Genomic DNA, 15,865 nt, shown 5'->3' with positions numbered 1-15,865 from the left:
TTATGAAAAAAATAAAATATATAGTACTAGTTTTATTATCTTCAACTATGCTTCTACAATCATGTTCTGAAGATAAAATGGATGATATTAATGGTAATAAGAATGATCCAGAATATGTTACTTCTAAGTATTTACTTACCGATATAATGACTGCTACATCTTTCTCGATTACAGGTTCTGATCTAGCATTCTATTCTTCAATTTATACAGAATTATTAGCAGGAGTTGATAATCAAACATATCGAGCTCAAATGCGTTCTGCAGAGCCACAATTGGCATCTACCTATAATAATAAGTGGAACGATTTGTATAGACAGTTGTTAAGTTTGAAAGATGTTATTGAAAAGTGTTCTACTGGAGGTGATGAAGAAGGAAACCATCATACTTTAGGTATTGCTCAGGTTTTAACAGCATATAATCTTGGAGTTTTAACAGATTTATGGGGTGATGTTCCTTATAGTGAAGGTCTTCAGCCAGGTAAGTTGTTTCAACCAAAACTTGATAAACAAGAAGATTTATACAAAGAGATTTTTGCATTATTGGATAATGCCGTAGAGAATTTATCTAAAGACACACAGTATAAAAGCATTGGAAGCGGTGATTTAATTTATGAGGGTGATCCTAATTCTTGGATTAATGCTGCATATGCTTTAAAAGCAAGATATGAACTTCATTATGCTACTCGTACTAAGGATTTTACTAAAGTTTTAGCTGCTGCAGATGAAGCTATCAAAGGAGGATTTAAAAGTTTAGCTGTAAGTAGAAAAGGTATTCCTTATCCTTTTTGGTTATTTTTGCAGGATAGAGGTGGTTTAGCTTCGTCAAAAAGTTTTTACGATCTTTTAAAAGCAAATAATGCTAATGATCCTCGTATCGAGGCTTATTTTACTAAAGTAAATACAGGGACTCCTAAAGAGCCTAAATGGGAACTTGTTTTATTTGATAGTACAATAGATAAACCTCGTGAAGGTAAAGGTATTTATTCACCTTCAGGATTGTCTGCTGTAGCTGATTTAAATGGTAAAGTAACAGGTAATGATAACAACGCTATTTATTTGATGGGTGAGCATGAATTGTATTTTATTAAAGCTGAAGCGGAATATAGATTAGGTAACGAAGCAGAAGCATTACAATCACTTCAAACAGCTATTAATTTAGCAATGAATAAAATGCAAACTATTACTTTTGCCCCAAACAGTGTTGTTGTTGATAATAGTTTGTCAGGTACTGAATTATTGAAACGTATTGCTGTCGAAAAGTATATTTCTCAATTTGAAGCAGAGTCAATTGAAGCTTATAATGATATTCGTAGATGGGATGCTTTAGGTGAAGAACATATTAAGCTTGTAACTCCTGGTAAGTTTCCACAACGTTTTGGTTATGGAACAAGTGATGTGACGAGTAATACTAATGTGAAAGTAGCTTTTGGTGATGGATCTTATGTTTACACTGAAAAAATTTGGTGGGCAGGAGGAACTCGTTAATAGTTAATTCTGATTTATTATACAAAAGAGGTATCTGTTTAGATACCTCTTTTTTTATTTTATTATACCTTTTTCTCTGTTTTATTGTAATGGTATTAACTTTATCTTTTTTTCATTTGTATAAATTTTGTACTATATATTTATATTTTATATAGTTTTTGGTTTGTTTTTATATATAGTATATATATTTAGAATATTTAGATTCTTAATTAAAACTTAAAATATTTGATTTTTTTTTATTAGGTTTGTTAGACTAACTAATCAATAATTATATAATGAAATCAAAGTTAAATTGGATTTTTATGTGTTTCCTTGCTTTGTGTACTTCAATTGGTTTTGCCCAAAACAAAACATTGAGTGGAGTAGTATCAGAGTCTGGATTACCACTGCCTGGGGTTTCTGTTATTCTACAAGGTACAACTGAGGGTACTCAGACTGACCTTGACGGAAACTATTCGATTAAGGTGAAAACAGGAGATAAAGTTGTTTTCTCTTTTATCGGGATGAAAGATGTTGTGTATACAGTAGGTAATGCCTCAATACACAATGTGTCGATGAGTGGTGACGATGAAATGCTTGAAGAAGTAGTTGTTACTGCTTTAGGTATTAAACGTGACAAAAAGAAATTAGGTTATTCTTCTCAAGAAGTGAAAGGAGATAATCTATCTGGATCAGGTCAGACAAATGCTGTAAATGCCTTGTCTGGAAACGTTGCTGGATTACAAGTAACAGCACCTTCTTCAATGGGTGGATCAAACCGTATTGTTTTGCGTGGTGTTAAGTCTGTTACTGGTAATAATCAACCTTTAATTGTGATTGATGGAGTTCCTTTGGACAACAGTAACTTTGCTGATACTAATATGCAAAGAGGTGCTGGAGGACGTGATTACGGTGATACTTCTGCGGATATTAATCCGGATGATATCGAATCTGTAACTGTTCTAAAAGGTGGTCCCGCTTCTGCTCTTTATGGAAATAGAGGAGGTAATGGAGTTATTCTTTATACAACAAAATCTGCTAAGAATGGTAGAACTGATGTTGAAGTTAATACTGGAGTTACTTTCGAGAGCATTAATACAATGCCTAAGTTGCAAACACTTTATGGAGGTGGTTCTTCTACTTCTTTACCAACAGCTATGATTGGTGGAAAACAGTACAATATTGCTGAGTATGATGTAGATGAAAGCTGGGGACCTAAGTTTGATGGTACGCCATATTTACCATGGTATGCGTTTGATCCTGAATTTGCTGACGATTATATGAAAGAGGTTCCTTGGCAAAAGTCAAAGAACGACGTAAAATCGTTTTTTAATACAGGTGTGACTCACAATCAGTCTGTTTCTGTTGCTAAGTCTTATAAAGAAAGTAATGTGAGAATGTCTTTTAGTAACAACGTTACTGAGGGAGTTGTTCCTAACTCTAAATTGCAACGCAATAACTTCTCTGTGAGTGCTGCAACACAGTTGAATGACAAAGTTAAAGTTGAAAGTAATTTTAACTACGTTTATACAAAAGGATTTAACCGTCCTGAAGTAGGATATGGTGATAATTCAATTTCTCAAAAGTTCTTCCAATGGGGACAAAGACAGTTAGATTATAAAAAATTAAAAGATTATAAGAGAGCTGACGGTAGTCAAAGATCATGGAATAGAAAAGGATGGGATGACCCAACACCAGCTTATTCTGATAACACGTATTGGACAATTCACGAGAATACTTCTACAGATGTTAGAAATAGAACGTTTGGTAACGTGAAGTTGACTTATAATATCAATGATAACTTATATGCTGTAGGTACAGTTTATGGTGACCGTTATAGCTTTAACGTTGAAGAGCGTGTGGCTGTAGGTTCTCAAAAAAGTTCTAAGTACAGTATCATGAAACGCAATGTTTCAGAGTACAACTATGAAGGTCGTATTCACTATGATCAACACTTTGGTGATTTTGGAGTGAATGCTTTTGTGGGAATAAATAGAAGTGAAAAACGCAGAGACTATTTATATGGTGAATCTGTAGGAGGATTAGTATTGCCAAACTTATACAACTTAAGTAATAGTGTGAGTGATGCAAAAGCTTCAAATTCTCAGACACATTCAAGAACAAATAGTGTATTTGGATCGGCATCTGTTAATTACCGTGAATTTTTATTCTTAGAAGGAACTGTTCGTACAGATTGGTTTTCAACAGTTAGAAAATCAGTTACTTATCCGTCTGTAACAGGGTCGTTTATTTTTTCTCAGTTAACTCCTGAATTAGATTGGTTGACTTTTGGTAAGGTAAGGTTAGGATGGGCTCAAGTTGGAAACGACACTGATGCTTATAGAACAGAAGACTATTATAATATCGAGAGTCCTTTCTTAGGAGATCCAGCTTACTCATTGAGTAGAACAGCTAACAATCCTGATTTAAAACCTGAGATGATGACAACCAAAGAAATTGGTTTAGAAGCTGCTTTCTTGAATAATAGAATCGGATTTGAGGTATCATACTATGAAATCAAAACAAAAGACTTAATTACGAGAGTACAATATGATGCAGCAGCAGGTTATTCATACCGTTGGATGAATGCTGGAGATATGAAGAATAGAGGTATTGAAGCTACTGTAAATTTCGCGCCAGTACGCACAGAGGATTTCTCATGGGATATTACTTGGAACTTTTCAAAGAATAAGAATGAGTTGACAAGATTAGCTGATGGGGTAGAGTCTGTTGAAATTACAAGAGCACCTTTCCAAGTATCATTACAAGGGAAAATAGGTGAAACTTATGGACAGATTTATGGAACTGACTATGTATATGATAATAATGGCAACAAGGTTGTAGATGCTAATGGATTGTATGCAGCAAGTGAAATTAAAGCATTAGGTTCGTATTTACCTGACTACAACATGGGTATCCGCAATACGTTCCAGTACAAAAGTTTCCGTTTAGGTGTTTTGATTGATATGCAAAAAGGTGGTAAATACTTCTCTACATCGCATATGTTTGGAATGTACTCAGGTATGTTAGACAAATCTGCAGCGAACGATATTCGTGAAAACGGTTTAGTGTTAGATGGAGTGAAAGAAGATGGCTCTAAAAATGATATTGTTGTTGATGGTCAAACATGGGCACAATCTCACTACGGTGGAGTAGATGCACAAAACTTATTTGATGCTGATTATATCAAACTTAGAGAGGTTTCTTTAGGGTATGATTTACCTAAAAAATGGATTGGACCATTTAAGGGAATTACACTTTCAGTTTACGGACGTAACCTATTAACTTGGGGATTAGACTGGAAGGGAATGGATCCTGAAATGGCATCGTATGGTAGTGGAAATATCCAAGCTATTGAAGGTGCTTCTTTACCTTCAACGCGAACTTATGGTATGAATGTTAAATTCAAATTTTAAAGCATCTTATGAAAAAGTATATTTATAAAATGTCATTTATTGCATGTTTACTTGTATTTGTAAGTTGTGATAAAGACTTGGAGAGCATTAATGAAGATCCTAATAAGCCTAAGGAAGTTATTACAGGTGGAATTTTTAACAATGCGAATAAAGAGTTAATGACCAATACAAGAGGTGGATTCCCATCAGGACGTATGGCATTACCTTGGGTGCAGTATTCTGCACAGAGGAATTATACAGAAGAAGATAGATACCAATTCAGAACTGGTGTTAATAATAGCTTGTATGCAGATATCTATTTTTCTGCTAAAGCATATAAAGATATTGCTGATTTTGTAAGTAATCCAGAGAATGCAGGGAAAGTGAAGAATTATGGAAATCCTGCTAATCAGCTTGCAGCAGCTCGCGTAATGTTGGTTTACTCTCAATTACAAGCTTTGGAAATCTACGGAGACGTACCTTACTACTCTTATGGAAGTGATGATCCAGATTTTCAAGGAATGACTTTAGGGGAAAAAGGAGAGATCTCGACTCCAAAATTTGCTCCACAAGAGAAAATTTACAAAGACATGCTAAAGGAGTTGAAAGAAGCTTCTGAATCTATTGAGGTTGGTAATATTTTATTTAATTCAGGAGATCATTTATTCAAGTCAGGATTGAAGCTAAAAAAGTTTGCTAATTCACTTATGTTGAAGATAGGGAATAGAGTAAAGGCTGTTATACCAGAAGCGAAAGAATATATTGATTTTGCTATTGCTGATGGTGTAATGGAGTCAAACGACGATACTGTAGGGCAAATATTCCAAAATGATAAGGTGAATCCTGCTCCTTTCTACTTTGCAGCTTTTGTTGATAATAGAAATGACTTCCAACCTGCTATCACTTTTGTTGAATTGTTGAAAGGTGAAAAAACTAAGGCGACTGCTGATAATCCTTTTGCAAATACTGTTGACCCTCGTTTGTTTAGAATGGTAGCACCTAAAACACAGTTACTAACAGTAATGGAAGATGGTAAAGAAGTAGAAAAAGAAGTAGGAGTGCGTTTTTCATACATGGCTGAGCAATCACATGTGCCAAGTATTGAAATGAACAACTATGTTGATAGAGATCCTTCTTTCTATATTGGGATGCCAATTGGTATACCTGGAAAATTTACAGGTTCACAAGCAAAACATTCTTCGCATTTTAGTGGAACAATTTACAGAGCTGATTATATAGAAATTTTAATGGAGTATTCTGAAGTTGAGTTTATATTATCAGAAGTGAAAGGATGGGATCAAGCTCATTACGTGAATGGAGTTAAAGCTTCTATGGAAAAATGGAAAGTTGATCCAGCTTTAGCTGATGAATATATCAGTAAGTTACCTGCAGCTACTGAAGAGTCTGTAATTACACAAAAGTATATTGCTTTATATATGCAACCTTACGAGGCTTGGGCGGAGTACAGAAGAACGAAGTTTCCACGTACACTATTATTGCCAGGAGAATCTCATAAGTTGATTGCAGATGGTCCAGATGGTGAGAAAGAGTATGTTTTTAAACCAATGGAGTCTGTTGATTATTTGACAGATGTACCTGAGCGCATTACATACCCAGGAGATATGGAGTTAATTAATAAGGCGAATAAAGATGCAGCAGCTGCTCGTATGGGTGGTGATCGCATGGATACAAAGCTTATTTGGGCTAAAAAATAGATTAGCTGTTTTAATTATATATTTAACAAAAGAGGGTGTCTTTTACAGATGCCCTCTTTTTTTGTCTTAAAATTTAAAGTTGAAAGAAAGGAAGTAGTTTAGTCTTTGAAAGTTTAGATTACTATAGGAATACACCCTATGTCGTATTTTTTTGGAATAACTTTTTTAATTCTTTGTAGCTTAGTGTATTCTTACACTTATTTAATTGAAAAATAAATTTACCTTTGTTCAAATTTACTTTAGTATGCGCAGAATACTTGCTATAATTACTTTTTTTCTTTGCTTTAGTGCTCAGGCTCAATTTTTAACGGCAGAAGGGGCAAATGGAGCAGCAGAACAATCGCAAAATAAAGAGAGAAAAAGTTTAAGAGGGGGAGTTAAAAAAGACTCATTGGCACCTATTATAGATTATAAAATCATTACAATTATGAAAGACACCATTGCAGTAGATACGGCATTGAGTGTTAAAAAATATTATACGTTAAATTATTTGCGTAAAGATGACTTTGGGTTACTGGCATTTAACAATGAAGGACAAGTGTATAATAACCTAAAGTTTAATACTAAAATTAATACGTTGTTACCTGACTTTGGTTTCCAAGCAAGGCAAACTGCTTATATGGGAGTAAATGATATTAACTATTATCACACGCCTACACCTTACACAGATTTGTACTATAAGTCTGTCATGAAACAAGGGCAGAACTTAGATGCGTTTATCACTATGAATACAAGTGAGAATTTAAATTTTTCATTGGGATACAAAGGTTTGCGCTCTATTGGTAAGTATATTAATCAATTGACTTCAAGTGGTAATTTTAGATTAGGTGTGAGCTATCAATCACCTAATAAAAGATACTTGCTTCGTACGCACTTTACTTTTCAAGATATAATGAATGAGGAAAATGGCGGGATTCGCGATTTGGATTTGTTTGAGTCAAGTGAAAAACCATATAATAAGCGTGAACGTTTAAATGTGTACTTCAGGGATGCTTCTACTATGTTAAAGGGAAAGCGTCTCTATGTAAACCACGAGTATCAATTAAATAGCTCATTTAAGAATGGATTATTATTAACTCATGAGTTCTTGTATGAAGATAAGTTTTATGAGTTTAAACAAGACAATATTATGAGTTTGGAGTACGATGACTTTCCGCGTTTTGGAAATTCATTTCAAAGTGTCTTGAGAAATAAAACGAGATATGATAATATTTACAACAAGGTAGGAGCGGCATATCAATCTGATTTAGTTGGTAGATTTGAGTTTTTTACTGAGTTTAATAATTACAATTATTATTACAACAGTATAGCCCACATTAACGACAAGGTCGTACCAGACGAGATTAGCAAGAATATTACTATGATAGGAGGAAAATACTCTTATCGAAAGAATAACTGGAGAGGTACTTTACTATTAAGTCGTTCTTTAGGGAATGATGATACAAGTAATATAGAGGCAAATGTTCGCTATAAATTTACAGAAGACTTAAATGTTGATTTTTCGTATAAAAAGATTAGTCGTTTAGGGAATTTGAGTTATTATTTATTTCAAAGTGATTATGTGCATTACAACTGGAGTAATGATTTTAAGAATGAAAAAGTTAATCAGTTTGATGCTACAATTACCACACCGTGGATTACATTGTCGGGAAGTTATGCCGTTTTAGATGATAAATTGTATTTTTCGAATGACAGTGAAGTCTTTAATGCATTTGGTCTTCCAGAACAAGTATTAGTAACGCCAAAGCAATATGATAAAACAATTAATTATTTGTCATTACAAGCTTCTAAGGATTTTAAATTAGGTAGGTTTGGTTTAGACAATACTGTTTTGTATCAGAATGTAGATCAAAGTAATCATATCGTAAATGTGCCTAAATTTGTTACAAGGAACACCTTATATTATACGGATGCATTTTTTGATAAGGCGTTGAAGTTTCAAACGGGAATTACTTTCAAGTATTTTAGCAAATATTATGGAGATGACTACAATCCGTTGTTAGGAGATTTTTTTGTTCAAGATAAAGTAAAGATTGGCGATTATCCTGTTTTTGATTTCTTTATTAATATGAAAGTTAGAACGGCACGTATCTATTTGATTTTAGAGCACTTTAATAGTAGTATGAGTGGATATAAGTATTATACAGCGCCAAATTATCCTTATAGAGATATGACTTTTAGGTTTGGTGTAGTATGGAATTTCTTTAGTTAAATAAAGCATATACAATATATAATTTAACGCCCTTGCAATATTGCAAGGGCGTTTTACATTTATTAAAAGATTAGATGAATTAATTAAAGTGTATTGGTTTGTTTTTTATTTATAATGTGTTGGTAATTAACTGATAGTGTTTGAATTTTATAAGGTGATTGGTTTGGTTTTTGCTTTTTAAGAGTTGGTTTTAATGTAGGAGGTATTTGGGATAATATTAGCATAAGTGAAGAAATAGGTAATAGAAATCAGTATGAAGGAGTCCTTTTTACACTATTTATGGGCAAATCAATTATTTAATCAAGATACACTGTTAACCGATTCTAATGAATTATTGAGTATAATTAGTCCAGGTGATTGTACGGGACTTGATGGGCCTGATTTTTTTAATGCCAGGATTTGTATTGGTAACCAAGAATGGGCAGGCAATGTTGAAATACACCTAAAAGCGTCGGATTGGTTTTGCCATAATCACGAAAAGGATGTACGGTATGACAGCATTATTCTCCATGTAGTGTGGGAAAATGATATGCCTATTTACAGAGTAAATGGTTCACTAATACCTACTTTGGAGTTAAAGGGCAAAGTTTCGGGTGAATTGCTCTTGAGATATGAAGAACTCATGTTGCCTAAACAGTATTTATATTGTGAAGATAAGTTACCCAATCTTGATTCTCTATTTTTACTTCAGTGGAAAGAAAGACTTTTCTTTGAGAGGCTAAGTGCCAAAGTTAAACCTATAGAGGAGTTTGTTAAGGACAAACAGGGACATTGGTCACAAGCTTTCTTTTGTTTTCTCGCCAAGAGTTTTGGATTGAATGCAAATGGAGAGGCTTTTTTCTCGGCTTTTCGTTACTTTCCTATTTCGATAGTCCATAAGCAAGCATATTCTTTGCTTCAGTTAGAATCCATGTTCCTCGGTGTGGTTGGTTTATTAGATGTTGATTTTGACTTAAGAGATGAGTATTGCAAATCGCTTGTTAGAGAATGGGATTTTTTAAAACACAAGTATACTTTGCAATCGCTAAATGCTGCAAGTTTGCGTTTTTTTCAGCTTCGACCTCCTAACTTTCCAAGTATTCGTTTAGTTCAATTAGCTGCTTTTTACTTTCACAATGGCGTTTCTGTTAACTCCCTTTTTCAGGAACAACTGACTTTGCAAGAGATTTATTTGATGTTTGATGTAAAGGTTAGCGATTATTGGAAAACTCACTATGTGGTCAATAAAGAAAGTAAATCCAGTACAAAGAAGCTAAGTAAAGAATTTGTTGATTTACTGATTGTAAATGTAATAGTCCCTTTTCAGTTTGCTTATCAATTCGAGAACAATGTACAGGGAGACATCTCGGAATACTTGTTAGATCTCTTGTCGCAGATTAAACCAGAGAGAAATAGTGTTGTCAAAATGTTCGAAAGCTATAATATACCAGTAGATCATGCGATGGATAGTCAAGCGCTGTTGCAATTAAAAAAGCAATATTGTGATCGAAAAAGGTGTTTAGAATGTGCGATAGGTAAGAGAATGATGAAATGATTTTGTATTTTTGTACTTATTAAAGTGCAAAAAAGGTATGATAAATAATATTAGGTATTTTTTTGAAAAACACGGGTTTAAGGTGTCTTCTCGTATTGGGGATAGATTGGGAATTAAAGCAACGCGTATTAGGTTGTTTTTTATCTATTTGTCCTTTTTTACATTGGGGTTAGCCTTTCCTCTATACTTGACAATAGCTTTTTTTGCGAGAATTAAAGATTTGATTTATACAAAGCGATCTTCTGTCTTTGATTTATAATTAGAGAGGTTAATAAAGCTTGTGTTGAGGTAAATAGTTTCAGTTTATATGTTTAAATCTCATCGTAACAAGTGGTATTATTACACTAAATCTCAACGTAGAGGAGTAGTCGTCTTCGTTATTCTTATTATTATAATTCAATTGTGTTTTATTGTTCTTTTCAAAACATCTTCCCCTGTCTTCGTAAATGATCGCGTTGTAAACATGGAAAAAATTACTCATCTAAATCAGCGAATAGATAATATTGCTACAATCTACACTAAGAAAAGAGATACTATTTATCCATTTAATCCCAATTTTATTTCTGACTTTAAAGGCTATTCACTTGGCATGTCTATAGAGGAAATAGATCGTTTATTGTCATTTAGAGCAGAGAACAAATACGTAAATTCCGCACAAGAGTTTCAATCGGTTACAAGAGTTTCGGACGAATGGTTGAAAAAATATAGTGTTTATTTCAAGTTCCCTGATTGGGTGTCTAATCCGAAGCCAAAAGTGAACTATGCAAAGTACAAGGAGGAAAAAGAGAAGGAAATCACACCTACTTGTATCAATGAAGCAACAGAGGAACTTCTGCAAAAAGTAAGAGGAATAGGACCCTATTATGCAAGTAAAATTGTAAAGGATAGGGAAAAGTACGGAGGATATGTTCATATGGATCAGTTGAGATTTGTGTATGGTCTGAATGATGAAACGATTAGTGAATTATTTAAATATTTTAAGGTTTTTACTGCTCCAAATGTCGAAAAGATTAATGTAAACGAAGCATCTATTAATGAATTGAAAAAATTACCCTATTTAAATTATTATATCGCAAGAGAGATCGTTAAATATAGAAGTATGCAAGAGGATTTTGTTAATAAGGAACAATTAAGGCAAATCGAAAACTTCCCCCTTGACAAAATTGACATAATTAGTTTATATTTGAAATTCACGAATTAAAACTATCAACCATGAATTTTGAATACAATGAAACGCAAGCGATGATTGCTCAATCAATAAGAGACTTTGCTGAGCAACATATTCGCCCATATATAATGGAGTGGGATGAAGCGCAAATATTTCCTGTCGACTTATTTAAAAAGTTAGGAGAAATGGGATATATGGGTGTTTTAGTTCCAGAGGAGTACGGTGGATCTGGGTTAAATTATCATGAATATATCACTATTGTAGAGGAGATTTCTAAAGTAGACTCGTCTATTGGTTTATCAGTAGCAGCACATAATTCACTGTGTACAAATCACATTCTTTCTTTTGCCAATGAAGAACAAAAGAAAAGATGGTTACCTAAATTAGCGACAGCGGAGTGGATCGGTGCATGGGGATTGACAGAGCATAATACTGGATCTGATGCAGGAGGGATGAGTACTACAGCTGTAAAAGATGGTGATCACTGGATTTTAAATGGAGCAAAGAACTTTATCACTCACGCGATCTCTGGTAACGTTGCAGTAGTTATCGTTCGTACAGGAGAGAAAGGTGATTCTCACGGGATGACAGCTTTCGTAGTAGAGAAAGGTACACCAGGATTCTCTAGTGGTAAGAAAGAAAATAAATTAGGAATGCGTGCATCTGAGACTGCAGAACTTATCTTTGATAACTGTCGCGTACCTGATGCTAACCGTTTAGGAGAAGTAGGAGAAGGGTTTATTCAAGCGATGAAAGTATTAGATGGAGGGCGTATCTCTATTGGTGCATTATCATTAGGTATTGCTAAAGGAGCTTATGAAGCAGCATTAAAATACTCAAAAGAGAGAGTTCAATTCGGAAAACCAATTAGCCAATTCCAAGCTATCGGTTTTAAATTAGCGGATATGGCTACAGAGATTGAGTGTTCTGAGCTATTATTACACAAAGCAGCTTTTTTAAAGAACAACAACAAACCGATGACTAAGATTGGAGCTATGGCGAAGATGTATGCGTCTGAAGTATGTGTGAAAGTATCTACAGAAGCGATCCAGATCCACGGTGGATATGGATATACTAAGGACTTCCCAGTAGAGAAGTTCTTCCGTGATTCGAAGTTGTGTACGATCGGAGAAGGAACTACAGAGATTCAAAAATTAGTTATCTCTCGTAATATTTTAAAAGACTAATCAGATTAGATGATATAGAAGAAAGGGAAGCTACTGAGCTTCCCTTTTTTGTTGTCGTTCGTGAAAGGCTGTTGCCATAAGGCTTAAAGCGCCATCCCCCACTATATTACACGCAGTGCCAAAACTGTCTTGTAGTGCGAATATGGTTAATACTAATGCTATCCCAGTATCATCGAAGCCTAGCATAGAGGTTATTAATCCTAAAGATGCCATTAGCGCTCCGCCAGGTACACCAGGTGCTCCTAAGGCAAATATACCTAGTAAAAGCACAAAGAGAATCAATGTACTAATATCAGGTAAATGCCCATAAAGGACTAAGGATACGGTCATCACAAAGAAGGTCTCTGTAACCATAGCACCACATAAATGTACATTCGAGAAGAACGGAATAGTGAAGTTCGTAATCTCTGGCTTTAATACCTTGCTCTTATGTGCTGATTGCAGTGCTACACCTAAGCTAGCCGCTGAAGACATCGTCCCTAATGCTGTTAGATAGGTCGGTCCATAATGTCTGAGTACTTCCCATGGGTTCTTTTTAGCGTACAGACCTGCGATCGTGTATAAGATGGTGATCCATACGATATGAGCTAAAATCACGATGATAATCACGATTAAGAAGATAGGTAATTGGGACTGTATGCTGCCTACATAACTAAGCAAAGCAAAATTACAGGCAATGTATAAGGGTAATAGGGGAACTAGTACTCTATTGACTAAGAGTAACACGATCTCTCTAAAGTGATCGAAGGCTACTTCTAATGGTTTAGACTGTGTCCATAGAATACCTAAACCTATCATGAGTGCAAGTACTAAGGAAGTCATCACATCGAATATAGGTGGAATGTCTAGTTTAAAGAGCATCTCTGGTAATGTTCTTCCCGTAGTAGCAGTAGAGGGTATGTCTAGCCAAGGTAATATAGTGTATCCTAATGAACCACTGAATAACCCTGCTCCGACACTCGATATATAAGCTATAGCTAAGGAAAACCCTATAATAACAGAGGACTTCTGATCTAGCTTAGCAATAGACGATACGATAAATCCTAAGATAATTAAGGGGACTAAAAATAAGATGAGTTGCCCTAAAATATGTTTTGTAGATAAGATGACTTGAAGTAGAATATCATTTAGATAAGGCCCTACTAATAGACCGATGATTACTCCTGATAGTAGTCTAACGATAGTATTGTTTACTAATTTCTTTAGCATAATATAGAGGTATAAAAAAGGGAAAGCACAGGCCTTCCCTCATTATCTTTATTTATCACTGTATTTTGTTACCATAAGGCTAAGTGCTCCATCTCCTGTAATATTACACGCGGTACCGAAGCTATCTTGTAATGCAAATATCGTTAAGGTCAGTGCGATACCAGCATCGTCAAAACCTAGTACTGAAGCAATGATACCTAATGAGGCCATTACAGTACCTCCTGGTACACCAGGTGCTCCGATAGCGAAGATACCTAATAGTAGTACGAATAAGATCATTGTCCCCATAGTTGGCAATCCGCCATATAATACTTGAGATACGGTCATCACAAAGAATACTTCTGTCAATACTGATCCACATAAATGTATATTAGAGAAGAACGGTATAGTGAAGTTCGTGATCTCAGGCTTCAGTACTTTACTCTTGTGTGCAGACTGTAGTGCTACACCAAGAGAAGCCGCTGAAGACATCGTACCTACTGCTGTTAGATAAGCAGGAGGATAATGTTTAATTACTTCCCATGGATTCTTCCCAGAGTATATTCCCGCTATCGTATACAACACACCTAACCAAATGAAGTGTGCTACTATCACGATAAGTATCACAGTTAAGAACACAGGTAGCTGTGACTGTATAGACCCTTCATAGCTAAGTAATGCAAAGTTCGCCATGATATAGAATGGCAATAGTGGGACTAATACTCTATTCACTAATAACAATACGATATCTTTAAACGAATCGAAGGCACGCTCTAATGGTTTAGATTCTGTCCATAGAATACCGATACCGATCATTAAGGCAAGTGTCAGAGAAGTCATCACTCCGAATACAGGTGGAATGTCTAACTTAAAGAGCATTTCAGGTAATTCTTTCAGTGTCTCTACATTTTTCTCTATCTGTAAGTGAGGGATAATATTAAAACCTAATGTACTACTAAAGAATCCTGCTCCGATACTAGATAAGTAAGCAATAACAATAGAGAAACCGATTATGCTAGTCTTTCCCTTATCCAGTTTAGCGATAGAGGATACAACAAATCCCAAGATGATAAGAGGAACTAAGAATAAGATTATCTGCCCCAAGATATGTCTTGTAGATAGTGTTATCTGTAAAAGACTATCTGTAAGGTATGGACCAATTAATAACCCTGCTATTACGCCTAAAAGAAGTTTTACTATTGTATTACTAAAGAATTTCTTCATGTTCTGACACCTATATTTTTGATTAAAGTACTAAATTATTCAAAGCAAAGATATTTATAAACCTTGTTTTTTATTAGTCATTTTCAGAATATACCATATACCCGTTGTGCATTATGATTAAGTAATAAAAAAAGTTGTCCATGCTTACAATAAGCAGTAAATTTAAGATCCTACCCAAAAATTCACCTATGGACAACTTGCTTGCAAATTACAAAAGAATCTTAGAAGTTTTACAGTCAATTAGTGAAAACACTTTACTTTCTTATCAAAGACGTAAACCTAAGCTAAGTGATATTGAACTAATAAGTATTTGTTTAACAGCCGAATATCTCGGTATAGATAGTGAGAATTATTTGTTTAGACTCTTACCTAAAGAATTAAAACAAAAAATAGAACGCAGTGTTTATAATAGAAGAAAACGTCGTTTGTTTTTTCATATTGAAGCTTTAAGAGTCAAAATCTCAAAATTGATTAATAATAATCAAACTCATTTTATTATTGATAGTATGCCATTAGAGGTTTGTAAACTATCAAGAAGTAATAGAGCTAAAATTTGTAAAGAACAATACGAGACTTCTCCCAATCAAGGCTATTGTGCCTCTCAATCTATGTATTTTTATGGATATAAACTACATGCAGTTTGTTCATTTGAAGGTGTTTTTCATAGTATAGATTTAACCAAAGCTTCTGTACATGATATTAGATATTTAGAAGATGTAAAGCATCAAATGAATGATTGTGTGATAATTGGAGATAAAGGTTATTTATCAAGTAAGATA

The 15,865-nt window shown here is 34.3% G+C and carries 10 protein-coding genes and 1 pseudogene; 9 read left to right on the top strand and 2 right to left on the bottom strand.

Annotated elements, in window-relative coordinates:
• Positions 1–2: 2 nt before the first annotated feature.
• The 8 genes from NWE55_RS05365 (at position 3) to NWE55_RS05330 (ending at position 12,674) form a co-directional block, all read left to right on the top strand.
• Positions 3–1,484: a RagB/SusD family nutrient uptake outer membrane protein gene (locus NWE55_RS05365; protein WP_258204645.1), complete on the top strand. Its 1,482-nt coding sequence runs from the start codon at positions 3–5 to the stop codon at positions 1,482–1,484.
• Positions 1,485–1,759: 275 nt separating this feature from the next.
• Positions 1,760–4,879 (top strand): SusC/RagA family TonB-linked outer membrane protein, encoded by a 3,120-nt coding sequence (locus NWE55_RS05360; protein ID WP_155092807.1) that lies wholly within the window; start codon positions 1,760–1,762, stop codon positions 4,877–4,879.
• An 8-nt stretch (positions 4,880–4,887) separates the two neighbouring features.
• Positions 4,888–6,573, top strand: a complete 1,686-nt coding sequence (locus NWE55_RS05355; RefSeq protein ID WP_160338866.1) for a SusD/RagB family nutrient-binding outer membrane lipoprotein — start codon at positions 4,888–4,890, stop codon at positions 6,571–6,573.
• 244 nt (positions 6,574–6,817) lie between these two features.
• On the top strand, positions 6,818–8,785 hold the full coding sequence (locus NWE55_RS05350) for a putative porin (RefSeq protein ID WP_160338867.1): 1,968 nt from the start codon (positions 6,818–6,820) through the stop codon (positions 8,783–8,785).
• A 253-nt stretch (positions 8,786–9,038) separates the two neighbouring features.
• Positions 9,039–10,319 (top strand): DUF2851 family protein, encoded by a 1,281-nt coding sequence (locus NWE55_RS05345; protein WP_155092810.1) that lies wholly within the window; start codon positions 9,039–9,041, stop codon positions 10,317–10,319.
• A 37-nt stretch (positions 10,320–10,356) separates the two neighbouring features.
• Positions 10,357–10,578, top strand: a complete 222-nt coding sequence (locus NWE55_RS05340; RefSeq protein ID WP_155092811.1) for a PspC domain-containing protein — start codon at positions 10,357–10,359, stop codon at positions 10,576–10,578.
• Positions 10,579–10,626: 48 nt separating this feature from the next.
• Positions 10,627–11,520 (top strand): ComEA family DNA-binding protein, encoded by an 894-nt coding sequence (locus NWE55_RS05335; RefSeq protein WP_258204644.1) that lies wholly within the window; start codon positions 10,627–10,629, stop codon positions 11,518–11,520.
• A gap of 11 nt (positions 11,521–11,531) precedes the next feature.
• Positions 11,532–12,674 (top strand): acyl-CoA dehydrogenase family protein, encoded by a 1,143-nt coding sequence (locus NWE55_RS05330; RefSeq protein WP_155091296.1) that lies wholly within the window; start codon positions 11,532–11,534, stop codon positions 12,672–12,674.
• A gap of 30 nt (positions 12,675–12,704) precedes the next feature.
• Here the strand turns inward: NWE55_RS05330 and NWE55_RS05325 are convergent, their stop codons facing one another.
• Both NWE55_RS05325 and NWE55_RS05320 read right to left on the bottom strand, forming a co-directional pair.
• Positions 12,705–13,883 (bottom strand): cation:dicarboxylate symporter family transporter, encoded by a 1,179-nt coding sequence (locus NWE55_RS05325; protein ID WP_155091297.1) that lies wholly within the window; start codon positions 13,881–13,883, stop codon positions 12,705–12,707.
• A 48-nt stretch (positions 13,884–13,931) separates the two neighbouring features.
• Positions 13,932–15,086 carry a dicarboxylate/amino acid:cation symporter gene (locus NWE55_RS05320; RefSeq protein WP_155091298.1) on the bottom strand — a complete coding sequence of 385 codons (1,155 nt, stop codon included), beginning with the start codon at positions 15,084–15,086 and terminating at the stop codon, positions 13,932–13,934.
• A 188-nt stretch (positions 15,087–15,274) separates the two neighbouring features.
• Here NWE55_RS05320 and NWE55_RS05315 point away from each other — a divergent pair.
• Positions 15,275–15,865 (top strand): annotated as a pseudogene (locus tag NWE55_RS05315) (IS982 family transposase); the annotation flags it as partial.

The organism is Myroides albus, from assembly GCF_024722315.1.
Classification (GTDB): domain Bacteria; phylum Bacteroidota; class Bacteroidia; order Flavobacteriales; family Flavobacteriaceae; genus Flavobacterium; species Flavobacterium album_A.
This window is presented reverse-complemented; position numbering and strand designations above follow the sequence as displayed.